Source organism: Rhodococcus sp. B50 (assembly GCF_013602415.1).
Classification (GTDB): domain Bacteria; phylum Actinomycetota; class Actinomycetes; order Mycobacteriales; family Mycobacteriaceae; genus Rhodococcus.
This window is the reverse complement of record NZ_WPAG02000002.1, coordinates 3,894,849-3,918,519: the sequence shown is the minus strand read 5'-3', so window position 1 is coordinate 3,918,519 and position 23,671 is coordinate 3,894,849. Positions and strand designations below refer to the sequence as shown.

Sequence of the window (23,671 nt, the reverse complement as noted above, 5' to 3'; positions counted from 1 at the left end):
AGATTTATTATGGCTCTGCTGATAAACTTCAGTCAAGACCTTGGCGACTGCGGCCGGACAGCGAACGGCCGACCGGAGGGGACGATGACGCACGATCCAGTACTGCGCGCCCAGCGCGGGGTCTACGGAATCTCCGTGGCCGCCGAACTCTCGGGGCTCGACCCCCAGACCCTGCGCCTGTACGAACGTCGAGGCCTACTCAATCCTGCCCGCACGGCCGGCGGAACGCGTCGCTACAGCGAGAACGATCTCGAGACCGTGCACCGGATCGTCGAGCTCGTGGCATCGGGTGTCAACATCGCGGGTGTCGCCCGGATCCTCGAACTCGAAGCGAGCAATGCGGCGCTGCAGGAGGACAACACCCGCCTGCGTTCCGCACTCGACGGCGGGCCACCTCCCCTCCCCGGAGGGACGTAGGTCTTCGTGCAACGACCAGCGGAGATACCGAAAAACGGGCCCCGGGTACGTGAACCGGGCTAGCATCGAAGAACGCCTCACAGGTGCGTAGGAGTGCGTCCGACGAACGGACGCGCCGATAGCAATAAGGGGTGACCCCAGTGCGCAATGCACATTCCGATTCACCGAGCGCCGACAACGGACGTGAAGATATCGCGTCTCGGCCGAATTCCATCGCAGACGATACGATTCGCTGGCCCGATCCCAGCCCCCTCGACGCATGGTGGGCCCGCGTCATGGGAAAGTCCGTTCCCTGACCGGACCGATACCCCGCAGGCCGTTCCGACCGATTCGACGACACCGAGGTGGACACATGATGCCGCACCGCGACCCGCTTGCCGGTGACCGGTGGGTCTTCCGTTGCGACCACTGCGATCACTGCTACCGCACTGCCGCACGCAGCCGGCTCCAGGCCGAGCTCTACGCCCAGGTCAACGGCTGGGCCACCGGGCCGACCACTCTGTGCCCCGGATGCGCAAGCCTGTTCGTGGACGGGGCAACACAGCTCGCGCACACCGACGGCTGAACCGGCCGTCCGATCATCCCGACGGCTGGGCCGTCCGATCATCCCGACGGCTGGGCCGTCCGATCATCGCAGTCGCCGGTCCGGAGGCGGGCGAGCATCTAGGCTCGCCTCATGACCGGCGACGCGACACGCATCGATTCACCCGAGAAGCTCTCGGCTGCGCTCGACACCACTGGTTATCTCGCCGACGACGGACTGGCGACCGTCGTCTTCCTCGCGATGCGCATGGGTCGCCCGCTGTTCTGCGAAGGCGAACCCGGCACCGGGAAGACCTCGCTCGCAGTGGCTCTCGCCCAGGCCCTGGACCTTCCGATGGTCCGTCTGCAGTGCCATGAGGGCATCGACGCCTCACAGGCCCTCTACGACTGGGATTTTCCTCGCCAGCTGCTCCACCTACGGTCGCTCGAGGCGGCGAGCGACGGTGCGCTCGACGCGGATACCGCCGAACGTTCCCTGTACACCGAGCGCTACCTCCTCGTCCGTCCGTTGTTGCGAGCACTCACCGAATCACCGTGTGTGCTGCTCGTCGACGAGATCGACCGCGCCGACGACGAGTTCGAGGCATTTCTGCTCCAGTTGCTCGACGAGAACGCCGTGACGATCCCCGAACTCGGCGAGATCCGCGCCGAGGTCCCGCCGCTGGTGGTGCTCACCTCCAACCGGACCCGCGAGGTGCACGATGCACTCAAACGCCGCTGCCTGTACCACTGGGTGGAGCATCCCGATCTCGAACGCGAGGTCGCGATCCTGCAGCGGCGACTACCGGGGCTGGGGCGCCCACTCGCCGAACAGATCGCCCGTGCGGTGCATTCGCTCCGCGAACAGGAACTTCTCAAACCGCCCGGGATCGCCGAATCCCTCGACTGGGCACGCGCACTGCTCGCCCTCGATCGCGATGTCCTCGACGCGGCGACCGCCGCGGCGACACTCGGCGCGGTCCTGAAGTACCGCGAGGACATCGACCGTGTCACCCGAAACGGTCTCGACCTGCCGAGGGCGGGGTGACGAGCGCCGGCCCGGTCGTCGGGCTGGCCGGTTTCGCCCGCGCCCTCGCCGCGGCCGGTCTGCCCGTCTCCCTCGATGCCACCGCCACCTATCTCGACGCCCTGAGGCACGTCGACGTCGGGGATCCCGTCCAGGTCTACTGGGCGGGTCGCGCCACGCTGTGCCACACGCCGGACGACAGGGCCCGCTACGACGCGGCCTTCGTCCACTGGTTCGGCGACACCGTCCCGACCGGTTCGCGGACCCACGGGCAGCGCACCCGCACCGCACGGATCGCCGCACTGTCCCGAGGTGAGGGCGCCGACGGCGATTCCGCCGACGACGCACCTCGACTGCAGGTCGCGGCGGACGACACCGACGTCCTCCGGCACCGGGACGTGGCCGAACTGACGACCGCCGAACGCGCTCATCTCGCCGAACTGCTCGCGCGGTTGCAGCCTCGTCCCCCGACACGTCGGGCACTGCGTTCGAAGCCCTCCAGGCGCGGACCGGTGGACCCGCGGCACACCCTGCGCGACATGCTGGCAAGCGGAGGCGAACCCGTCCGGCCACGGCACCGCGCGCGGGCGACCCGAGCACGCCGGGTGGTGTTGCTGATCGACGTGTCCGGGTCGATGAGTCCCTACGCCGACGCGCTCCTGCGGTTCGCGCACGTCGTCACGCGTGCCGCGCCGTCGTCCACCGAGGTGTTCTCCCTCGGCACCCGGCTGACCCGCGTGTCGCGGGCCCTGCGAGCCCGCGACCCGGACGTCGCGCTCGCCGGGGCCTCACGCGCGGTACCCGACTGGGCCGGCGGAACACGCCTCGGCGACACTCTCCGCGCATTCTTGGACCGTTGGGGGCGCCGGGGTTTCGCGCGCGGCGCGGTGGTCGTGATCTTCTCCGACGGCTGGGAACGCGGCGACGCCTCGCTGCTCGGAGAGCAGATGGCACAACTGCATCGCCTCGCGCACCGCGTGCTGTGGGTGAACCCGCACGCCGGCGGCGCGGATTACGAACCGATCCAGTCGGGTATCTCCGCGGCTCTGCCGCACATCGATCGGCTGCTCGCGGGACACAGCCTCGCGACACTGGAAGAACTTCTCGAGGAGGTTCGGCGTGCGTGAAATTCTGGACGAACTCGACCGGCGGTACCGGGCCGGGGAGACCGTCGCGGTGGGCACCGTGGTCTCCACCTTCCGGTCGGCACCGCGAGGTCCGGGTGCATCGATGCTGGTCGCACAGGACGGCACCGTCACCGGCAGTGTCTCGGGCGGATGCGTCGAGGGCGACGTCTACGAACTCGGCCGATCGATCATCGCGAGCGGGCAGCCGGTCCTGCAACGCTACGGAGTGTCGGACGACGACGCGTTCTCCGTCGGCCTCACGTGCGGCGGCATCATCGACGTCTTCGTCGAACGGATCGATGCGGACTCCTTCCCCACCTTCACCGACCTGCTCGACTCCGTCCGTGCGGGCGAGCCCGTCGCACTCGCGACCGTCACCGCCCATCCCGACCCGGCGGTGCGGGGACGGCGGATGGTCGTGTGGCGCGACCGCGCCGACGGGCAACTCGCCTCGCCACGCATGCACGACGCCGTCGTCGACGATGCGCGCGGTCTGCTCGAGGTGGGACGCTCCGGCACCCTGCACTACGGCACCGACGGTGAACGTCGTGGTGAGGGGATGTCGGTGTTCGTCAACGTCTTCCAGCCCCCGCCGCGGCTGATCGTGTTCGGGGCGATCGACTTCGCGTCTGCGATGGCCCGGCTCGGTTCGTTCCTGGGCTACACGGTGACCGTGTGCGACGCGCGCGGGGTGTTCGCCACCGAAGCCCGCTTCCCCGGCGCCCACGAGGTGATCGTGGACTGGCCGCACCGTTATCTCGCAGCCGAGGCCGAAGCGGGTCGCGTGGATGCCCGCACCGTCATCACGGTTCTCACCCACGATCCGAAGTTCGACGTGCCGCTCCTGGAGGTCGCCCTGCGACTCGACGTGGCGTACGTCGGCGCGATGGGTTCGCGCCGCACCCACGACGACCGCATGGAGCGCCTACGGGAGACAGACCTGACCGAGGAGGAACTGGGACGCCTGTCGTCGCCGATCGGTCTGGACCTCGGTGCCCGCACCCCCGAGGAGACCGCCGTGTCGATCGCCGCCGAGATCATCGCGTTGCGATGGGGCGGGGGCGGCGGCCGGCTCGCGGAGACCCGCGGACCGATCCATGCCCACGAGGAGCACATCGGCGTTCAGAAGTACTGAGCGCCACCGTCGATCGCGAAACTCTGGGCGGTGACGAAGGCGGACTCGTCCGAGGCGAGGAAGGCGACCATGTTCGCGATCTCGTCCGCCTCGGCCATGTACTTGTTCAAGAAGGGCGTGGTCATGCCCCCGAGCCGGGGGTTGCTCTCGGCGGTCCGGGCGATGCGGTCGCGCATCGAACCGGATCCCATGGGGGTGTTCACCGCGCCCGGATGGATGCTGTTGACCCGGATGTCGTGCTGCCCGAGTTCGGCGGCGAAGGCCCGCGCCATCCCGACGAGGGCGTGCTTGCTGGTCGTGTAGTGCACCATGAACGGTTGCAGTTTCACGCCGGCGAGCGAGCTGGTGACGATGACCGAACCTCCACCGCGGGCGATGAGGTGTGGAGCAGCCGCGGTGATCGTGTTCCACACGCCGGTGACGTTGATGTCGAGGGTGTCGCGGAAGCTGTCGGGAGTGATCTCGTCCCACGTCTGCGGGATGCAGATACCTGCGTTGGCGACCACCACGTCGAGGCCGCCGAACTGCTCGACGCCCTCCTCGAGCACCGCCTTCGTGCCGTCGAGATCGCGGACGTCGCACTGCACCAGATGCGCCTTCGCGCCCTCCGCTTCGACCAGCCGGCGTGTCTCGTCGAGGTCTTCGATCGTGGCGGAATCGTAGGGAACGCCGGGCAGCGGACCGGCGAGGTCGATACCGACGATCTGCGCGCCTTCCGCCGCGAGCCGGACCGCGTGGGCGCGCCCCTGTCCGCGCGCGACTCCGGTGATGAAGGCGACCTTGTCCTCGAGGCGGCGGGTCATGCAGTTCCTCTCGCGGCGGGTTCCGCCTCCGATCGACGCGAGGCGAAGGCGATTTCGGTGATTCGGGTCCTTTCTACGCGCGATATGCAGCAGAGTGTCAGTGATCTGTATCACTGCGCTACGCGAGGTACTTGGAGGACCGATGCGCATCACTGTCACCGTAGACGGAACGCAGTACACGGACGACGTGGAACCGCGACTGCTTCTCGTCCACTACCTCAGAGATCGGCTCGGGAAGGTGGGCACGGTGGTCGGCTGCGACACGAGCAACTGCGGTGCCTGCACCGTGTTGCTCGACGACCGCAGCGTCAAGTCGTGCTCGGTGCTCGCGGTGCAGGCCGACGGGCACTCCGTCACCACCGTCGAAGGGCTCGCCGAGAACGGCAACCTGCATCCGGTCCAGGAGGCGTTCCGTGAGAAGCACGCACTGCAGTGCGGCTTCTGTACGCCCGGAATGATCATGGCGACCATCGACCTGCTCTCCGAGAACTCCGATCCGAGCGACGAGGACGTGCGGCACGGTCTCGAAGGAAATCTGTGCCGCTGCACCGGATACCAGAACATCGTGGCCGCTGCGCGAGACGCCGCACAGCGACTGCGCGAGAACCCGGCAGCTACCGAGGAGGCCGCACGATGACGAGCACCGTGGATCCGACCACCGACGAAGGCGTCGGCGAATCCGAACTGGGCCGGGCGCGCCGCCGCAAGGAGGACGAGCACCTCATCACCGGCCGCACCCGCTGGACCGACAACATCGTGCTGCCCGGGATGCTGCACGCGGCGATCCTGCGCAGCCCGGTCGCGCACGCCCGCATCACCGGTCTCGACGTCTCCGAGGCGAGGGGCAAGCCCGGCGTCGTCGCCGTCTACACGGGCGCCGACCTCGCCGAGGAGCAGGGCAGCCTGCCGTGCGCGTGGCCGATCACCGAGGACATGAAGACCCCGAACGCGCCGGCCCTCGCGGTCGACACCGTGCGCTTCGCGGGCGAGGCCGTCGCAGTCGTGGTGGCCCGCAGCCCGTACGAGGCCCACGACGCGCTCGATTCTATCGACGTCGACTACGAGGACCTGCCCGTGGTCCTCGACCTCGAGACCGCGGCGCGGGACGGCGACCTCGTCCATCCCGATCTCGGCACCAACGTCAGCGCGACGTGGGTGTTCGACTCCGCCGAGGCCGGGAGCGGCGGCGACGTGGAGGACGCGATCCGCGACGCGGAAGTCATCGTCGAACGGACCTTCCGGCAGCAGCGACTCATCCCCGCCTTCATGGAACCGCGTTCGGTCGTCGTCGATCCCACCGCCTCGCAGATCACCATGTGGTCGGCGACCCAGGTCCCACACGTGCTGAAGCTGATGCTCGCGATGACCCTCGGTCTCCCCGAGCACAAACTGCGCGTGATCGCCCCCGACGTCGGCGGAGGTTTCGGCGGCAAGCTGCAGGTCACGCCGGAGGAGGTGCTCACCCTCCTCATTGCGCGTCGCCTGCACAAGCCCGTCAAGTACACCGAGACGCGCAGCGAGTCGATGCTCGCCGCGCACCACGGACGCGACCAGGTCCAGAAGCTCACCCTCGCCGCCCGCCGCGACGGCACCGTCACCGGCCTGAAGGTCGAACTGCTCGCCGACATGGGCGCCTATCTTCGTCTCGTGACACCGGGTGTGCCGATCCTCGGCGCGTTCATGTTCAACGGCATCTACAAGTTCGGTTCCTACCGATTCGCGTGCACCAACGTGTTCACCAACAAGGTGCCCACCGACGCCTACCGCGGCGCCGGTCGTCCCGAGGCCACCTTCGCGATCGAACGCATCATGGACGAGCTCGCCGTCGAACTGTCGATGGACCCACTCGAGCTCCGCGAGAAGAACTGGATCGAGCACGAGGAGTTCCCGTTCGACACGGTCGCGGGTCTGACCTACGACTCGGGCAACTACGAGGCCGCGACCGCCAAGGCTCGAGAGTTGTTCGACTACGACGAGTTACGGCGTGAGCAGGCCGAACGACGCGAACGCAACGATCCGGTCCAGCTCGGCCTCGGTGTCTCCACGTTCACCGAGATGTGCGGCCTGGCTCCGTCGCGGGTGCTCGGTTCGCTCTCCTACGGTGCGGGCGGATGGGAGCACGCCGCGATCCGCATGCTCCCGACCGGCAAGGTCGAAGTGGTCACCGGTTCGTCCGCCCACGGTCAAGGACACGAGACGGCGTGGAGTCAGATCGTCGCCGACCGGCTCGGAATCCCGTTCGACGACATCGAAATCCTGCACGGCGACACGCAGAGCTCACCGCGCGGCCTCGACACCTACGGCTCCCGGTCGCTTGCGGTCGGCGGCATCGCGGTCGTGAAAGCCGCCGAGAAGGTGGTCGCCAAGGCCCGGCCCATCGCCGCGCACCTGCTCGAATGCTCCGAGGACGACCTCGATTTCGAAGCCGGGCAGTTCCGCGTCAAAGGCACCGCGAAGTCCGTCGGGCTCACCGACGTCGCGCTCGCGGTGTTCGCCGCGCACGACCTGCCCGACGGCGTCGAACCGAACCTCGACTCCGAGGCGACCTACGACCCCGACAACTTCTCGTTCCCGCACGGAACCCACCTGTGCGCGATCGAGGTCGACACCGAGACGGGACACGCGCGCATCCGCAAGTACGTGTGCGTCGACGACGTCGGCCACGTCGTGAACCCGCTCATCGTCGAAGGTCAGGTGCACGGCGGACTCGCCCAGGGCATCGCCCAGGCCCTGTACGAGGAGGCGGTGCACGACGAATCCGGCACGTTGCTGAGCTCGTCGTTCGCCGAATATCTGCTGCCCACGGCGGTGGATCTGCCGCCCTTCGTCACCGACCGCACCGACACTCCGGCACCGGGTAATCCGTTGGGTGTCAAGGGGGTCGGTGAGGCGGGCACCATCGCCTCCACGCCGGCCGTCGTCAATGCCGTACTCGACGCGGTACGGCCGTTCGGCGTCACCGACGTCGAGATGCCCTGTACACCGATGCGGATCTGGCATGCGCTCCGCGACGCCCGAGGAGGCACGAAATGATTCCGGCCCCGTTCGACTACGTCGCCCCGTCCAGCGTCGACGAAGCAGTCGCCGCACTGACCGAGGCCGGTGAGGACGCGAAGGTCATCGCCGGTGGGCAGAGCCTCATGCCGGTCCTGCGCCTACGGATGGCGGCACCGACGGTGCTCGTCGACCTCGGCAGAATCCCCGAGCTGCGCGGCATCCGCGACGACGGCGACGCGCTGGTGATCGGCGCGACCACCACCCACCACGACGTGTTGCACGACCCGCTCGTCGCGGAGCACGCACGGCTGCTGGCCGAGGCGACGGCGACCGTCGCCGACCCCCAGATCCGGCATCGCGGCACGTTCGGCGGGTCGCTCGTGCACGCCGACCCGGCCGGAGACCTCGCCGCACCCGCCGTGGCGCTCGAGGCGACCTTCACCGTGGCCGGGCCGTCCGGTCGTCGCATCATCGCGACGGACGACTTCTTCCAGGACTACTTCACGACCGCCGTCGAACCCGGGGAGATCCTCGTCGAGGTCCGGGTTCCCAAGCACACGGGCTGGTCGGCTCGCTACGAGAAGTTCCATCGCGCAGCTCAGCAGTGGTCCATCGTCGGCGTCGCGGCGACCCTCGAGGCGTCGGGCGGCACCATCGAGCGGGCGAGGATCGCCCTCACGAACATGGCCGCCGTCCCGGTCCGGGCGCGCAGCGTCGAGGAATCGCTGGTCGGCAAGCCCGCGACGGCCGAGACGATCCATGCCGCGGCCGAGCTCGCCACCGAGGGCACGGCTCCCATGACCGACGGAAATGCCGACGCCGAGTATCGGAGCCACCTCGCCCGGGTACTCACCCGACGAGCGGTCACCACTGCCTCCGGGGTCTAGGCGCTCCGCAGGAACCACGCGTTCTGCGGAAAACGTCCTGCTCCCGGAACCACTTGTTCGGAAAGGACCTCATGCAACTCGAACACACACTGTCCGTTCCCGCACCGGTCGACGAGGTGTGGACCGCCCTGCTGAATCCGGAGAAGGTCGCGCCGTGCATGCCCGGCGCGACGCTCACCGGCGTCGACGGCGACACGTTCACCGGGACCGTCAAGGTGAAGCTCGGACCGGTAGCGCTCACGTTCAAGGGCACCGGCGTGTACGTCGAGAAGGACGAGAACGCCCGCCGGGCGGTCATCGAGGCCAACGCGAAGGACACCCGGGGCAACGGAACGGTTGCCGCGACGATCACCGTCGTCCTCACCGGCGACGGCGACCGCACCGACGGCACCGTGAAGACCGACATGAAGATCACCGGCAAGCCGGCCCAGTTCGGACGGGGGATGATCTCGGATGTCGGCGGCAAGATCCTCGAACAGTTCGCGGACTGCCTGTCGAAGAAGCTCGGACCCGAAGCAGGAGCCCCCGAGCCGGCCGCGGAGGCAGCCGAATCGCGGCCCAACGAGTCTGTGCCGGCGAGCCCGCCGCTCACCGCTGCGGGTTCGGGTGACGAACAACCCGCCGGAGCCTTCGTCGGGCCGGGCGCCGGAACCGCGGTCGGGGAGGGCGACGCCGCTGGGTCGCGGCCCAACGAATCCGTGCCTCCGAGCCCGGCGAGCGCGTCTCCCGCTCCCGCGATGACACCCGCGTCGGCGACGTCGCCCACACCGTCGTCGACTCCCGCCCCGGCCGCACCCCCGCAGCCCGAGGCCGAACCTCTCGACCTCATGCAGTACGCCCGCGGCTCGGTCGCGGCGCGGGTCGTGCCGGTGGGAGTGATCGCGATACTCGTCGTGGTCATCGCCGTGATCCTTCAGCGTCGATCGGGGCGCTGACCTCTCCACCGTCATCCGGACGCTGCGGATCGGTCTCGTCGAACGGGCCGATTCGCAGCGTCCGTCCGGTTCAGACGGCTTGTGCCGCGATGCGCCGGCGCCCGACCGGGTCGAGTTGCGCCCGCAGCCAGGCGTGTGCGGGATCCGCATCGCGTTCGGCGTGCCACACGGCGAATTCGCGCAGGGGCGGCAACGGGAAGGTGGGTTCGAGAAGGCGCAGGGACGCCGCCTCGGCGAGGTGCCGGGCCATGCGCTCGGGCAGGAACGTGATCATGCGCGTGTTCTCCAGCGCATAGGGAAGAACCGCGAGGTTGCCGGTGGTCGCGCCGATGCGGGCCACCACCCCGGCACGCAGCAGCGCGCGACCGAGGTTGGTGTCGTCGGAGTACTGGGCGTAGGACAACAGCGGATAACGTCCCAGCACTTCGCGGGTGAGCTGGGTACCCGTATACGGGTGCCCCGACCAGACCGCTCCGACGAATCTGTCGGACAGCACCGCCTTCTTCCGGCAGGTCTCGAACTCCGGGGATTCGAGCACGTATTCCGGCAGCACGGCCAGGTCGATCTCGTATCGCCGGAAGGCATCGAGCCCGGAACCGTTGAGCGGCAGCAGATCGAATCGGATGTTCGCGGGCGTGCTCCCCCGCACCAGCATGCGCAGGAGGGTGATCTCCGCGTAGTCGCCGGTCATGATCGTGAAGGTCCGCGTATCGGTCGCCGGATCGAAACCCGGCGCGGCGAGCACCGAGCGCTCGAGGGTCCGCAGCACGTCACGGAGCGGCTCCACGATCGCCTGGGCCCGCGCGGTGGGACGCAGTGTGCGTCCGCTCTTCACCAGCAGCGGGTCGTCGAATTGCTTGCGCAACCGGGCAAGAGCCGTGCTCGTCGCCGGCTGCGACATGTTCAGTCGTCGGGCCGCGCGGGTGACGTTGCGTTCCGAGAGCAGGACATCGAGGACGACGAGCAGGTTGAGATCGACCCGCCGCAGATCCATTCGCCCCCCTGACATCGAAACCCGACGGAACGGGAATTTCCGGCGGCATCGTAGCGCACGACCGTGACGTATACGCAAGGTCGAATACCAGCTATCGGACTTGGACACCGATCTTGTGAGCACAACGAAGTACTACCTACTCTGACCCACGTCCTGACGGCAGCGAACCGTGATTCGCCCTGGCCCGAATTTCGAAGACGAAATTCTCCTTGCCGAAGTCCAGTTTCGGCCGGCCGCCGACTCAGGCATGCAGAGAGGTTCGGGGGCGAAACATCGTGAGTCTCATGAGGCAATTCCGGCAGCACACACCGGAGAACTGGCGTCTGTGGCGCAGGATGACCGTGGTCGTCGCCCTCCCCATCGTGGCCGCGACCCTGTACGGATCGCTGCGCGTCTACGACCTGTACCAGGAGAACGACGCGTACAGCGCCGCCGCCGAGAACGTCTCCATCCTGCCGACCCTCGCCGACTACGCCACCAGCGTCACCGGTGCCGCCGCGGCGACGATCCTGTCGCTCCCCGTCGACAACGGCGCCCAGGTCGCCCGCGAATCCGCCGCGACCCTGCGCGATCACATCGACGGCAAGGATCTCGATCCGCAGATCGCCGCGATGATCAACCGTATGCTCGCCGAGGGCGAGAGCCTCCTCGACAGCGCGTCGTCGGGAACGCTGGCCCCGACCGTGGCCAGCGAGCGCGCCGAAGGATTCGTCAGCCGTGCTCAGGCCGCCTACCGCGCGATCACGACCACCACCGACGACCCCACCGTCCAGCGCGAGAGCGCCACACTTCTCGACCTGTGGGCCACCCAGTGGTCCCTGCTCGACCAGGTCCTCGCGTACTCCGCGATGAGCGCCGGGACCGACGGCGCACTGTTGATGTGGAACAACGCTCTGGGCGTCGAGAACGCGCGACTGGCCGTTCTCCGCGACACTTTCACCGAGAACGACGCGGCGGATGCTTCCGAGGTCGACGGCCTGATCGCTCAACTCGAGAACCGCCGCAGCATCACGGCCAATCTCGACAACGATGCAGGCAATGTCGGTGCGCTGCGCGGGTCGATCTTCGAGAGCCTCATGGTCTACCAGGAGGAGGTCGCCGGTTCCGCGACCCGCGCCGTGGCCGTCCTCGACGATCTCGCTGCCGAAGTACGCAGCGAAGCGTTCAAGAACGCCATCGGCGTCGCGATCATCCTCCTGCTCGCCCTCGGGCTGGCAATCGTGATCGCGACGTCCCTCGTCAGGCCGCTGCGCCGACTGCGCGACGACACCCTTCGTACGGCCGAACAGGATCTTCCTGCCGCGCTCGCCGCGATCAAGGACGGTGCCGAAATCGAGTCCGTCACACTCGATCCGGTCCGTGTCCACACCCGCGAGGAGATCGGCGAGGTCGCGCGCGCCGTCGACAGCATGAACGAGGGCGCCCTGCGTCTGGCCGGCGAGCAGGCGCAGCTGCGACGGCAGGTCAACGAGATGCTCGAAACGCTTGCGCGCCGCAACAAGACACTCGTGGAACAGCAACTTGCCCTTATCGATTCGCTCGAACACGAGGAGCGCGACCCGACCCGTCTGCAGAACCTGTTCGCGCTCGACCATCTCGCCGCCCGCATGCGGCGCACGGGTGACTCGCTGCTCGTCCTCGCGGGTACCCGCCAGCGTCTGGGCCGGGTTCCCGACACACCGCTCGTCGATGTCCTGCGCGCTGCCGTCTCGCAGGTCGAGAACTACCAGCGCGTGAACATCGGCAATGCGCCGGACCGCAATCTGGTCGGCAGCGCTGTCACCGATGTCGTCCACATGATCGCCGAGCTCCTCGACAACGCACTGCGTGCCTCACCACCCGAGAGCAGCGTGGCGTTCGCGTTCTCGCGCGCCGTCGACGGCGGTCTCCTCCTCGAGATCGCCGACCGTGGAATCGGTATTCCCGCAGACGAACTCGCCGAGATCAACATGCGTCTCGGTTCCGACAGCGAAGCCGGATCCGGTGCCGCACGACGAATGGGTCTGTTCGTGGTCGCGCGTCTCGCCGATCGGCACGGCATCACGGTGCGGCTGCGTCCGACCTTCGATTCGACCACCAACGCCGGCATCACCGCGAGCATCTACCTGCCGACCAGCCTGCTCAAGGGAACCGGCAGGAACAGCGACGATCCGTACCGGATCGATCGGCCGCGTCGCCTGCCCGACCCGCCTTCGGAGCACACCGAGCAGTATCATTCCGACCCTGCGTCCGGATCGCAGCCGACGGCCGGGAACCGGCAGCCGGCGCCCGCACACGCTCTCGCGACACCCGGGACGAGCCCGGGCATCCGACGCGGTCAGCTGCACGAGCGATGGGTTCCCCGCGGCGCAGGACAGTGACACGGGCGGTCTGACATCCTGGGCGGCATGACCTTTCCCCGCGTCGACGTCCACCAGCACGTGTGGCCGGCACCCCTCGTCGCGGCGCTACGGGCACGCACCCGTGCGCCGCGCCTCGTCGGGTGGACGCTGCACCTCGACGGCGAACCACCCTACGAGGTACGGCCCGAGGATCATTCGATCGCCCGCCGGGCCGAGCTCGCGGTGCAGGACGGCATCGACCTGGCGCTGGTGTCACTGTCGAGCCCACTGGGGATCGAATCGCTGCCCGCAGCCGACGCGGCCGGTCTGCTCGACGCCTACCACGAGGGAGTGCTGGCGCTGCCGCAGCCGTTCGGGGGATGGGCGTCGGCCTCGGTCGACGCTCCTGATCCCGCGGCTCTGCGCGAAGTCCTTGCGGCGGGCTGCGTCGGGTTGCAACTTCCCGCCACCGCGTTGGCGGACGCCGACGGTTACGCGCGGTGTGCCCCACTCCTCGACGAACTCGACCGCCGCGGCGCACCCCTGTTCGTGCATCCCGGGCCCGCCACGGCCGATCCCTCGGCTCCTCCATGGTGGCCGGCGATGGTGTCCTACGTGTCGCAGATGCACACCGCGTGGTTCGCCTGGCACGAATACGGAGCACCTCGTCTCCCCCGGTTGCGCGTGGGTTTCGCCATGCTCGCCGGCCTCGCGCCGCTGCACGCCGACCGGATGGCGGCACGCGGCGGACCTGCGACGATCCCGTCCGCCGGAGTGTTCGTCGACACCTCCTCGTACGGTCCCGAGATCGTCGAGGCCGTAGCCTCAGGACTCGGCTGGGAGCGCATCGTGCTCGGTTCGGACCGTCCGTACGCTCCCCCTTTGCTGTTCGACGACGAACGGGACGGGCTCGTACGCCGACGTAACCCGTCCCGACTGTTCGCCACGTCACACGAACGTAAACCTTGACATGACCGTGTCCGGCCGATGAAGTGGTCGTCATGCATCTTCCGGCGACCCTGCGGCATCGCAGGCTTCACGTGGACTACGTCCGCATCGCCGGTGGTTTCTGTGGTTGTCGCGCCTGTCGTTGACCCCGGCCCGACCTGTTTTCTTCTGCCCGGATCACCGTTCGGTCCCGTTCGGTCCCGTTCGGCTTCTGCTCGAGGAACCACGATGCCTGCTCTTCTCTCCACCTCCGTGCGCGTCGATCTCGCCGAGATCGTCCTCGACATCGCCTCGGACGACGCGCGCTGGCGTCCGCTCGTCCGATTCGGCGAGACCGAGCGCTGGTACACCCGACTCGACGTCACCGACGACTACGAGGTGTGGTTGCTGAGCTGGCTTCCCGGGCAGCGCACCGGAATCCACGATCACGGGGGAAGCGCCGGTGCGTTCGCCGTCGCCCAGGGAGGTGTCCGGGAGGACACCGTCGATCAGCCGTGGTCGGAAGGCCTTCCCGGGCAACGCGTGACACTCTCCAGCACCCACCTGGCCGCCGGCGCCACACGGCGCTTCGACAGCCGGCACGTGCACGAGGTCGTCAACGACGGTCCCGTTCCTGCGGTGACCGTGCACGCCTATGCCCCCGCACTCGACTCGATGAGCCGGTACCGGCTCGTGAACGGCATCCTCACCCTCGCCACCTCGGAGCGTGCGGGCGACGACTGGTGAGCCACTCGTGCGACAAATCCGGCACGGTGGGTATCCGGCGGGATAGAGTCGACACTCGACCGTGCCGTATCCGAGGGAGCAACCCGTGAAACGCTTCGCACGCACCACAGCACTTCTCGCCGTGTCCGCATTCGCCCTGGCGGCCTGTTCCGGCGGCGGGGACGACGATCCTCTCGCCGGGGATTCGGCGGACGGTGGCGCGATCATCGTCGGTTCGGCGAACTTCCCCGAGAACGTCCTGCTCGCGGAGATCTACTCGCAGGCGCTCGAGAGCGCAGGGTCCGAGGTCACCCGGCAGTTCAACATCGGCAGCCGTGAGATCTACTACGACCAGGTCGCATCGGGTGCCATCACGCTCGTCCCGGAGTACAACGGCGCACTCCTCGCGAGGGTCGATCCCGACAGCACCGCCGCCACGACCGAGGATGTCAATGCGGCACTGTCCGAAGCTCTTCCGGACGGGCTCGAGATCCTGACCTCCGCTCCCGGTGAGAACAAGGATGCCCTGGTCGTCACCGAGGAGACGGCGCAGCGGTACAACCTGACGAGCATCGCCGATCTCGCACCGGTTGCGGGCGAGCTCGCCCTCGGCGGTCCCCCGGAGTTCGAGACCCGGCAGCAGGGCGTCGTGGGCCTGCGCGAAGTGTACGGAGTCGAGTTCCGCGAGTTCGTGCCCACCGATACGGGCGGTCCCATCACCATCCGGGCACTCTCGGACGGCACGGTGCAGGCCGCGAACATCTTCACCACCGACCCGTCTCTGAGCACCGAACCGTTTGTGGCGCTGGAGGACCCGGAATCAGTGTTCGGAGCCCAGAACGTCACTCCGCTGGTGCATCGCACCGATCTCGACGACGACGACGTCGCGAAGATCGATGCCGTGTCCGAGAAGCTCACCACCGACACCCTCGTCGTACTGGTCGGACAGGTGGTCACCGACGGCCGCGACATCGACGCCGTCGCCGAGGAGTGGCTGCAGCAGAACGACCTGAACTGACGGAAATCGGTGCCGCGTGATCACATTCGACAATGTCGAGAAGCGTTATCCCGACGGGACCGTCGCGGTCGACGGACTCTCGCTCGAGGTCCCGACGGGCACCCTGACGGTGTTCGTCGGGCCGTCGGGGTGCGGAAAGACCACCTCGCTGCGCATGATCAACCGGATGGTCGAGCCCACGGGCGGGCGTGTGCTCGTCGAGGGTCGCGACGTCCTCGACGAAGATCCCCGGATCCTGCGCCGCGGCATCGGATACGTCATCCAGCACGCCGGGCTCTTTCCCCATCGGACAGTGGTCGACAACGTCGCCACCGTGCCCCGATTGCTCGGCGCGAACCGCAAGGAGGCCCGCGCGACCGCGATGGACGTGCTGACGCGGGTCGGGCTCGGAAAGGAACTGGCGCAACGCTATCCGGCGCAGCTCTCCGGCGGGCAGCAGCAGCGTGTCGGCGTGGCCCGCGCACTGGCGGCCGATCCCCCGATCCTGTTGATGGACGAGCCCTTCTCCGCGGTCGATCCCGTGGTCCGCAAGGACCTGCAGGACGAACTCCTGCGCCTGCAGTCGGTGCTGGCCAAGACGATCGTGCTCGTCACCCACGACATCGACGAGGCGATCAAGCTCGGCGACCGCGTGGCCGTCCTGCGGCCCGGCGGGATGCTCGCCCAGTACGCGACGCCGGAGGAACTTCTCACCGCTCCCGCCGACGACTTCGTCGCCGGCTTCCTCGGCGTCGACCGCGGTGTGCGGCTCATGTCGTTCTTCTCGTCCGCCGAACTGCCCTTGCGCACGGCTCCGATCGTCACCCGGGACGACGCCGAACTCGTCGCCGGTGACGGCCGCTGGGTTCTCGTCGTCGACGACGAGAGGCGCCCAGCGGGGTGGCGCGACGGCAGCCCCCGTGACGGCAACCCGGATACGAAATTCGTCCCGGTGGGAAGACCTTTCGTTCCGGGACGTGATCCGCTGCGCGTCGTGCTCGACGCGGCGGTGCTCTCACCGTCGGGTCATGCCGTGGCCGTGGACGACGACGGCCGCGTGCTCGGGGTGATCAGCGGTGAGGAGGTGGCGGCGGCAGCCCGCGCAGCCCACGACGGCCGGCAGACCGGTACCCCGCCTCGGCTCGAGATGCGGAAGTCGCAGTGAGCCTGCGTATTCCCGGTTATCTCGGGACGTTCTGGGAACTGCTCGGCGATCATCTCCTCATGGCGCTCGGTGCCTCGTTGCTCGGCCTGGTCATCGCGTTACCCCTGGGCTTGGCGTGTGTGCGGTGGCCGCGGGTGTATGCACCGGTGCTCGCGGTCTGCAGCGTTCTGTATTCCATTCCGTCGCTTGCCTTCTTCGTGTTGCTCATCGCCTTCACCGGGATCAGCCGGACCACGGTGATCCTTCCGCTGGCCGTCTACGCGCTGGCGGGACTCGTCCCCAACGTCGTCGACGGGCTGCGCGCCGTACCGGACAGTGTGCGCCAGTCTGCGGTGGCGATGGGGTTCTCGACACCGCGCCGGCTGCTCACCGTCGACCTGCCGCTGGCGATCCCGGCGGTCATCGCCGGGCTCCGTGTGGCCACGGTGGCGAACATCAGCATGGTGAGCGTCGGGGCGCTGATCGGCATGGGAGCGTTCGGGGCGCTGTTCACCGCGTCGGTCCAGCTCGATCGGCTCGATCTGGCGATCATCGGCATCGTCGCGACCGTCGTGATGGCGCTGGTCGTCGACGCGGTGCTCGTACTCGTCCAGCGTCTCACCACGCCGTGGATGCGTAGTACCTCGAGAGCGCGCCGATGACGACACTGCTGCACTACCTCGCCGAGTACTTCGGTGATGCCGCGAACTGGTCGGGTGCTTCCGGGATCCCGACGCGACTCGCCCAGCACTTCGGGTACACGCTGGTCGCGTTCGCGATCTCCGTTCTCCTCGCGTTGCCTCTCGGTCTGTGGACCGGGCACACGGGGCGCGGCGGTGTGCTCGTGTCCCTCACGGCGAACGCCGCACGCGCCCTCCCCACCTACGGCCTGCTCGTGCTGCTGGTGGTGCTGTACGGGATCGGACTGGTACCGGTGCTCGTGCCGCTCGTGGCACTCGCGATTCCGCCCATCCTGCTGAACTCCTACGAAGGGATCCGCGGGGTCGATCCGGCGCTGACCGACTCCGCCCGAGGAATGGGGATGACCTCGTCCCAGATCCTCCTGCGGGCCCAACTGCCGGTCGCACTGCCGCTGGTACTCGTCGGCATGCGTACCGCCGCGGTCCAGATCGTCGCGACCGCGACCATCGCTGCGGCGGTGAGTTTCGGCGGAGTGGGAAGACCGATCGTGGACGGTCTTGCCCGCAGCGACTACGCGTTGGTCGTGGGCGGTGCCGCTCTCGCCGGGATCTGCTCGCTGCTGGTGCTCGCGATCTTCGCCGTCCTCGGTCGGCTGCTGGTCTCGCCCGGCGTCCGCGCCTCACAGGACTAGCCTCGTGCACCCTCGTGGAAGCCTCCTGTGCGGCGCGGAAACCTGTCGGTGGCCTGGAGCACACTACGAGTAGAGACGAAGTCCTATCGAGGAGGCGCAGGTGCGATGTACGCGCAACGCGAAACCTACTTCGGCTGGACGTCTCGGCGCGTACCCCTGTACGCAGCCGCGCAGCTCCCGGCTACCCCGGCCGCACCCGGTCCGAGCGTCCCTTCCGACGACGAGCGCGTTCCCTCGGGTGTGACGCTCGACCGGCTCCTGCCCGAGTCCCTGCTGCACGGCCGTCTGGTCGCGTATCACGACGCAGACGAGGACAGGGACTATGTGGCCGTGACGGTCGGTGCGGTGGCGGGTGAGACCGACGTGCCGGTACGGGTGGCCGCGGAGGAGATGCTCGTCCTGTCCGCGGCCCGCAGCGTGGTGCACGGGATCCTCGTCGGCACGGAGGACGACGATCTCGACGAGCTGGAGGTCGACCGTCAGCTCCGTTTCGGCGGACCGGTTCGCGACCTGCTGGAATATATCGGCGCGAGGTCGGTCGTGGTCGATTGGAGCCCCGCTGTCGCGTGACGCGGCCGAGTCCGTGCGATCGCAGATGTGTGACGCGCCGACACATGCATCTGCACCGATTCCGCGTTCAGGTGGTACCGTCGTAGGCGTCACCGTGACCAAACCGTAATATTTGGGGACTATCGCAGCCCTGGCATGGGTACCCGGCTGCTCGGGTCCCACTGGGAGGTGACCGGAAGTGGCGATGCCGGACTGATAACTACGCCCGTCGGGGGCAGCCCGGCGTCGCCACTTTCGTCTCAGTCCGCCGATGCGGCAGCGGTCATCGCGGCCAGAGCCGCCGGCGCCTCGACCGCGAGGAGATGACCCGCCTCGGGGATCGCCACGAACTGCGCTCCCATGTCGTCGGCCAGCTTGTTCAGCGCGTCGACCTGCACGAGGGGATCCTTGACTCCCACGACCACCTCGACAGCATGCCCGCGCCAGCGGCGCAGTACGGATCGATCGATACGGGGCACGTTCGTCAGCGACGTGCAGTACGCACCCACGCGGCAGGACCACCGCAGCGTCTGCTCGTCGGGGCGGTAATCGCAGCCCGCGAGTGCCCGGAGGTACCGCTCGGTGTTCTCGAGGTTGGGCTCGTTGCGCCACTGCAGGCCGGGAATGAGGGCGCGGTTCCATCGGACGCGCGGGACGAGTCCCAGCGGCGCGGCGATCACCAGCTTCTCGACCCGGTCGAGATCCTCCACCGCGGCCGCCACCGACGCGGACCAGCCGAGACCGAGCACGGGAACCCGCTCGACCCCGAGTGCGTCGAGTACCTCGACGAGCCAGTGGCCGTAGACGGTGTGGATGCGGTTGTCGGGCCGGCTGCCCGCACTCGCCCCGGGCAGGCCCGGGACGTCCACGAGCACGACTCGGTGCCGCTCACCGAACTGCTCGGCCAGCAGACGCAGTCCCGCCGCCGGAAGGTCGCCACCTGCGAGCACCACGATCGGCGGTGCCGTCGCGGGACCCGTGGTGAGCACGTACGTCTCACCCAGCGAGGTACGGGCGACGTGCTCCTCGACGGGACGCTCCCAGTAGGTCAGCAGTCCTGCGCAGGCGTGATGGATCACGCTGCCGTCTCCGGGACAGCGGTAGGGCGAGCGTGTGAGCAACGCCATCATCCTCCTACCCGGACGTTTCCGGGGACGACGAGGGATTCACGGGTGAACGGCATGAGTGGATCTTCTTTCCTGGGGTACGACCGTCTTTCGCCGACCAGCCTCCGGCACACCGCAGGACACCGTAGCCCAGTCCTCCGCAGGAACGCCACCCGTGGTTCCTGGAAATTCCACAGGAGCCACTCGGGTCACTTTCGTGCCGAATGCCCTTTCATCCCTATGTCTCCAGGTCCTCCCACGAGGCGTGGACCTGTGGACGGAAGCCGTAACCGGTGTCGGGCTCGGGCAGATGCCCCTCGGGGTCCACGACGACGACCTCCACTCCGTCGCGATGGAGCCGACCGATCATCTCCAGCAACAGACGTCGGCCCACGGGCAGCACCGTACGGACGAGCGACAGGTCGAAGACCACGCGTTTCGTTTCCACCGGCTCGTCGACGACCGCCGTCACGAGCCCCTCGGCGCTGGTGAACTGGAGGTCGCCCTGCAACTCCAGGAGGGTGAGAGCCTCCTTACCCTCGCCGATCACATGCCGCCTGCGTAACACCGAGTGCGCAACCATCGGCGCGTCCATCAGATGCAGATTCATGTCGCGGGAGAAACGCCCGAAGGCCGCGACGCCCTGCACGCTGGTCCCGTGGTCGTCGAGCCGTGGCGAGTAGGCCGCAATACCCAACTGTCCCGGTAGGATTCCTATGATTCCTCCGGACACGCCGCTCTTGGCCGGGATGCCGACGGTGGAGAGCCAGTCCCCCGCCGCGTCGTACATCCCGCAGGTCGCCATCACCGACAGCACCTGACGCACGACATCGCGGGAGAAGACCTCCTCGCACGTCACGGGCTGCACGCCGCCCGCCGCAAGTGTCGCGGCCATCATCGCGAGATCCTTGGTGGTGACCGTCACGGAGCACTGCCGGATGTATCCCTCGACGATCTCGTCGGGATCGTCCTCGAATACCTCGTATCCTCGAAGCAGGTTGGCGATAGCCACATTTCGATAGGAGTTGCCGAGTTCCGACGCAGCGACCTTCTCGTCGATCACGAGTTCACGACCGGCCAGGGACGACAGCAGGGAGCGGATGTCCTCCACCGAGTCCTCGGGCCGCCGACCGTCGAGCACCAGAGCATGTGCGGCGAGCGCGCCCGCGTTGATCATCGGATTCAGCGGTCGTCCCGTGTTGCGTTCGAGCGAGACCTCGTTGAACGCCTCACCGGACGGCTCGACGTCGATCACGTCGAGCACGTCGTCGAATCCCCTTTCCTGCAGCGCGAGACCGTAGACGAAGGGCTTCGAGACGGACTGGATCGTGAACTCGGTGTCGTCGTCACCCACGGAGTACATCGCGCCTTCGGCAGTCACCAGGGTGAGGGCGAACCGGTCCGGGTCGGCCCTCGCCAGCTCCGGGATGTAATCGGCGAGTGCGCCCGAACTGTCGGCACATCCTCGGAGCACTTCGGTCAGGTAGTCCGGCAACGGTGAACGCATGTCCTCCATCGTGACCGAATCGGGTCCTGCCCGAGCGCGGAGTGACGAACGCGATTGAACCGACCGGCAGACGGGTATGCGACCGTCATGACTGCCCTGTCGTCGGCGCTGTCCGTGCCGTTCCGAGTGGGATCCGCGCTGCGCGGAGCACGTGTGTTCCACCCACGCGGCGCGACCTTCGAAGGGGTCGCCGAGTTCGAGTCGTCCTGGTGGCCCCGGCAGATCCCCCGCCCCGCCCTGGTGATCGCGCGGGTGTCGCGGGGCATCGGCACGCCCGACGGAATGCCGGACGTGCTCGGCCTGGCGCTGCGTTTTCCCCTGAAGACCGGCCCGTGGGACGTCCTGCTCGCCTCGGCCTACCTGCCCGCCCGGGTGGCTCTGCTGCCGGCCCGCTCGTGGTCGAGCGCCCGCTACAGCACGCTCATGGCCTACCGGACCGATGCCGACCCCACACCGCGGTGGATCACTGCCGTTCCGCGAGGACGACATTCGTCCTCGACCACCTCCGTCGAAGCACTCGGAGTTCCGCTCGAGTTCTCACTCCTGGTGGGTTCGGCCCGCGGCTCCCTGGAACCGGCAGGCCGTCTGACTCTGAACCGTCGCCTGCCCGAGAAGGATTCCGAGCAACCGTCTTTCGATCCAACCATCCACTGCCCCGGGTTCGTCGATCCGTGGCCGGGATGGCTCGTCGAGACGCGGCGCGACGCCTACCGGGCGAGCCGGGCCGGACGAGGCGCCTCCCTCGCCCGGCCGCAGCACACCCTCAGCTGATCACCGCATCGATCGTCTTCTTCAACGCGGACGGCTGCGCCGGCGACCGCGGGGCGTCATCCTTCATCTCGAGCATGCGGGCACCGATGTCCTGCAACTGCTTACGTCCCAGCGCCTCACGCACCTTGGGGAACCACTCGTCCTCCTCCTCGTCGATGTGATGCTCGACGTTCTCGATCAGGACCGTCGTCTTCGCATCGAAACGTTCTGCGTCGGGCTTCATCCCGGCCAGTTCGACGACGAGCACATCGGCGACATGGTGCTCCTCGTAGGACTCCAGGATGTCGTCTTCGAGATCGGGGAGCAGGGAGCGCACTTCGGGGTACATGCACTCGTTCTCGAGATAGGTGTGCACGGTGAGAGCTTCGATGATCTTGCCGACGATCTCGCCCTTCTCCTTCTCCCCCTCGGCTTTCCGGAAGTCGCGGAAGAGCTTCTTGATTTCCTTGTGATCTTCCTTCAGCAACACGATCGCGTCTGTGGACACGGTTCCTCCTGCGGCGTGAGAACTGCCGCCCCCAGCGGGCGTGGCACAGGAATACCCATCCGGGACACCGTCACACGCGCACGCGATCCGCATTCGCCAGGATCGCCGACCGCAGGGCCGCCTCCGGACCGGTGAGGACGGACCGGCGTGCGATGAGCACGAATTCGATGTCGCCGGCGTCGGGGAGCAGCCGCTGGGGATCGCGCACCGGGACGAGGCCGGGCGGAGGGAGCCGCTCGGCGTGCAGCACCACACCCAGTCCGGCGAGCGCGGCGGCGCGCAGACCGTTGAGACTGTCGGTCGTGCACGCGACGCGGACGCCACGTCCACTACGCTGAAGGGCCTCGAGGGCGATGTCGCGGGTCAGCGCCGGGGGCGGATAGGACACCAGCGGTGTCGGCTCGTCGGGATCGAGGACGTAGTCCGGGGCGGAGAGGAAGACGAGACGCTCACGGAAGATCATCTCCCCGTGTCGGCTACCGCGCCGACGCTTGCCGAACACCAGATCGAGTTCGTTGTCGTCGAGTCGACGTTGCAGGTCCTCGCTCAGGTCGACGGTGAGCTCGAGATCGATGCGGGGATGACTGCGCCGGAATTCGGCGAGGATCGACGGCAGTTCGTAGAGCACCAGATCCTCGGAGACCCCGAAACGCAGCCGGCCGCTGAGCGGCGACTCCGAGAAGTGCCTGCGAGCGGCATCGTGCCGGTCGAGGATCTCCCGGGCGAACGCGACCATGTCGGCACCGTCCGCCGTCAGTTCGACGTTGTGCGTATCCCGCACGAACAGCCGACGTCCGATCTCCTTCTCGAGTCGGGCGACGTGCTGACTGACCGTCGATTGCCGCAGACCGAGCCGCTGAGCGGCCGCGGTGAAACCACGCTCCCGCTCGACAGCGAGGAAGCTCCGAAGGTGCACCGGATCGAACACCGCTTCACTTAATCATGAATCGCGATTGCAG

At 68.0% G+C, this 23,671-nt stretch carries 24 protein-coding genes; 18 read left to right on the top strand and 6 right to left on the bottom strand.

The window, feature by feature from the left end:
- Positions 1–84: 84 nt before the first annotated feature.
- The 5 genes from GON09_RS18455 to GON09_RS18435 all read left to right on the top strand — a co-directional run bounded on the left by GON09_RS18455 (position 85) and on the right by GON09_RS18435 (position 4,228).
- Entirely contained in the window at positions 85–417 is a 333-nt protein-coding gene (locus tag GON09_RS18455; protein ID WP_213933059.1) for a MerR family transcriptional regulator, read from the top strand.
- A gap of 352 nt (positions 418–769) precedes the next feature.
- Positions 770–982: a hypothetical protein gene (locus tag GON09_RS18450; protein ID WP_213933058.1), complete on the top strand. Its 213-nt coding sequence runs from the start codon at positions 770–772 to the stop codon at positions 980–982.
- A gap of 111 nt (positions 983–1,093) precedes the next feature.
- The gene (locus GON09_RS18445) at positions 1,094–1,987 is read left to right on the top strand and encodes an AAA family ATPase (protein ID WP_213933057.1); all 894 of its coding nucleotides are present in this window, start codon (positions 1,094–1,096) and stop codon (positions 1,985–1,987) included.
- Complete coding sequence (locus GON09_RS18440; protein ID WP_213933056.1) at positions 1,984–3,093, top strand: vWA domain-containing protein; 1,110 nt, start codon at positions 1,984–1,986, stop codon at positions 3,091–3,093. The genes GON09_RS18445 and GON09_RS18440 overlap by 4 nt, the downstream gene beginning before the upstream one ends.
- A complete protein-coding gene (locus GON09_RS18435) occupies positions 3,086–4,228 on the top strand; it encodes an XdhC family protein (protein WP_213933055.1) in 1,143 nt (380 codons plus the stop codon). The genes GON09_RS18440 and GON09_RS18435 overlap by 8 nt, the downstream gene beginning before the upstream one ends.
- Here GON09_RS18435 and GON09_RS18430 read toward each other — a convergent pair.
- A complete protein-coding gene (locus GON09_RS18430) occupies positions 4,216–5,031 on the bottom strand; it encodes a mycofactocin-coupled SDR family oxidoreductase (RefSeq protein WP_213933054.1) in 816 nt (271 codons plus the stop codon). The two genes, GON09_RS18435 and GON09_RS18430, sit on opposite strands and share 13 nt — an antisense overlap.
- Before the next feature lie 142 nt (positions 5,032–5,173).
- On the opposite strand from GON09_RS18430, the gene GON09_RS18425 reads away from it, so the two are divergent.
- The 4 genes from GON09_RS18425 to GON09_RS28745 all read left to right on the top strand — a co-directional run bounded on the left by GON09_RS18425 (position 5,174) and on the right by GON09_RS28745 (position 9,850).
- Positions 5,174–5,668, top strand: coding sequence for a (2Fe-2S)-binding protein (locus GON09_RS18425; protein WP_213933053.1), 495 nt, complete (start codon positions 5,174–5,176; stop codon positions 5,666–5,668).
- Positions 5,665–8,064 carry a xanthine dehydrogenase family protein molybdopterin-binding subunit gene (locus GON09_RS18420; RefSeq protein WP_213933052.1) on the top strand — a complete coding sequence of 800 codons (2,400 nt, stop codon included), beginning with the start codon at positions 5,665–5,667 and terminating at the stop codon, positions 8,062–8,064. Before GON09_RS18425 ends, GON09_RS18420 begins: the two co-directional genes overlap by 4 nt.
- Positions 8,061–8,915: an FAD binding domain-containing protein gene (locus GON09_RS18415; protein WP_213933051.1), complete on the top strand. Its 855-nt coding sequence runs from the start codon at positions 8,061–8,063 to the stop codon at positions 8,913–8,915. The genes GON09_RS18420 and GON09_RS18415 overlap by 4 nt, the downstream gene beginning before the upstream one ends.
- Positions 8,916–8,986: 71 nt before the next feature.
- Complete coding sequence (locus tag GON09_RS28745; protein WP_213933050.1) at positions 8,987–9,850, top strand: SRPBCC family protein; 864 nt, start codon at positions 8,987–8,989, stop codon at positions 9,848–9,850.
- A 70-nt stretch (positions 9,851–9,920) separates the two neighbouring features.
- Here GON09_RS28745 and GON09_RS18405 read toward each other — a convergent pair whose 3' ends face one another.
- The gene (locus tag GON09_RS18405; RefSeq protein WP_213933049.1) at positions 9,921–10,844 is read right to left on the bottom strand and encodes a LysR family transcriptional regulator; all 924 of its coding nucleotides are present in this window, start codon (positions 10,842–10,844) and stop codon (positions 9,921–9,923) included.
- 284 nt (positions 10,845–11,128) lie between these two features.
- Between GON09_RS18405 and GON09_RS18400 the strand changes: the two genes are divergently transcribed.
- The 8 genes from GON09_RS18400 to GON09_RS18365 all read left to right on the top strand — a co-directional run bounded on the left by GON09_RS18400 (position 11,129) and on the right by GON09_RS18365 (position 18,862).
- Positions 11,129–13,204 carry a sensor histidine kinase gene (locus tag GON09_RS18400; protein ID WP_213933048.1) on the top strand — a complete coding sequence of 692 codons (2,076 nt, stop codon included), beginning with the start codon at positions 11,129–11,131 and terminating at the stop codon, positions 13,202–13,204.
- Positions 13,205–13,231: 27 nt separating this feature from the next.
- Positions 13,232–14,134: an amidohydrolase family protein gene (locus tag GON09_RS18395; RefSeq protein WP_213933047.1), complete on the top strand. Its 903-nt coding sequence runs from the start codon at positions 13,232–13,234 to the stop codon at positions 14,132–14,134.
- Positions 14,135–14,341: 207 nt separating this feature from the next.
- Positions 14,342–14,839: a cysteine dioxygenase gene (locus tag GON09_RS18390; RefSeq protein ID WP_213933046.1), complete on the top strand. Its 498-nt coding sequence runs from the start codon at positions 14,342–14,344 to the stop codon at positions 14,837–14,839.
- A gap of 85 nt (positions 14,840–14,924) precedes the next feature.
- On the top strand, positions 14,925–15,836 hold the full coding sequence (locus GON09_RS18385) for an ABC transporter substrate-binding protein (RefSeq protein ID WP_213933045.1): 912 nt from the start codon (positions 14,925–14,927) through the stop codon (positions 15,834–15,836).
- A 16-nt stretch (positions 15,837–15,852) separates the two neighbouring features.
- Entirely contained in the window at positions 15,853–16,980 is a 1,128-nt protein-coding gene (locus GON09_RS18380; protein ID WP_213933044.1) for an ABC transporter ATP-binding protein, read from the top strand.
- Positions 16,977–17,621, top strand: a complete 645-nt coding sequence (locus tag GON09_RS18375; RefSeq protein WP_213933043.1) for an ABC transporter permease — start codon at positions 16,977–16,979, stop codon at positions 17,619–17,621. Before GON09_RS18380 ends, GON09_RS18375 begins: the two co-directional genes overlap by 4 nt.
- Positions 17,618–18,292: an ABC transporter permease gene (locus GON09_RS18370; RefSeq protein WP_213933042.1), complete on the top strand. Its 675-nt coding sequence runs from the start codon at positions 17,618–17,620 to the stop codon at positions 18,290–18,292. Before GON09_RS18375 ends, GON09_RS18370 begins: the two co-directional genes overlap by 4 nt.
- A 105-nt stretch (positions 18,293–18,397) precedes the next feature.
- Positions 18,398–18,862: a hypothetical protein gene (locus tag GON09_RS18365; protein WP_213933041.1), complete on the top strand. Its 465-nt coding sequence runs from the start codon at positions 18,398–18,400 to the stop codon at positions 18,860–18,862.
- 239 nt (positions 18,863–19,101) lie between these two features.
- On the opposite strand, the gene GON09_RS18360 is transcribed toward GON09_RS18365, so the two are convergent.
- Together GON09_RS18360 and GON09_RS18355 are read right to left on the bottom strand one after the other, a co-directional pair.
- Entirely contained in the window at positions 19,102–19,968 is an 867-nt protein-coding gene (locus GON09_RS18360; protein WP_244865557.1) for an alpha/beta fold hydrolase, read from the bottom strand.
- Between the two features lie 217 nt (positions 19,969–20,185).
- Positions 20,186–21,454, bottom strand: coding sequence for a glutaminase (locus tag GON09_RS18355; protein ID WP_213933039.1), 1,269 nt, complete (start codon positions 21,452–21,454; stop codon positions 20,186–20,188).
- A gap of 87 nt (positions 21,455–21,541) precedes the next feature.
- Between GON09_RS18355 and GON09_RS18350 the strand changes: the two genes are divergently transcribed.
- On the top strand, positions 21,542–22,225 hold the full coding sequence (locus tag GON09_RS18350; protein ID WP_213933038.1) for a phosphodiesterase: 684 nt from the start codon (positions 21,542–21,544) through the stop codon (positions 22,223–22,225).
- Here the strand turns inward: GON09_RS18350 and GON09_RS18345 are convergent.
- Positions 22,218–22,712: a hemerythrin domain-containing protein gene (locus GON09_RS18345; protein ID WP_213933037.1), complete on the bottom strand. Its 495-nt coding sequence runs from the start codon at positions 22,710–22,712 to the stop codon at positions 22,218–22,220. The two genes, GON09_RS18350 and GON09_RS18345, sit on opposite strands and share 8 nt — an antisense overlap.
- A gap of 70 nt (positions 22,713–22,782) precedes the next feature.
- Positions 22,783–23,640, bottom strand: a complete 858-nt coding sequence (locus GON09_RS18340) for a LysR family transcriptional regulator (protein WP_213933036.1) — start codon at positions 23,638–23,640, stop codon at positions 22,783–22,785.
- Between the last annotated feature and the right edge of the window lie 31 nt (positions 23,641–23,671).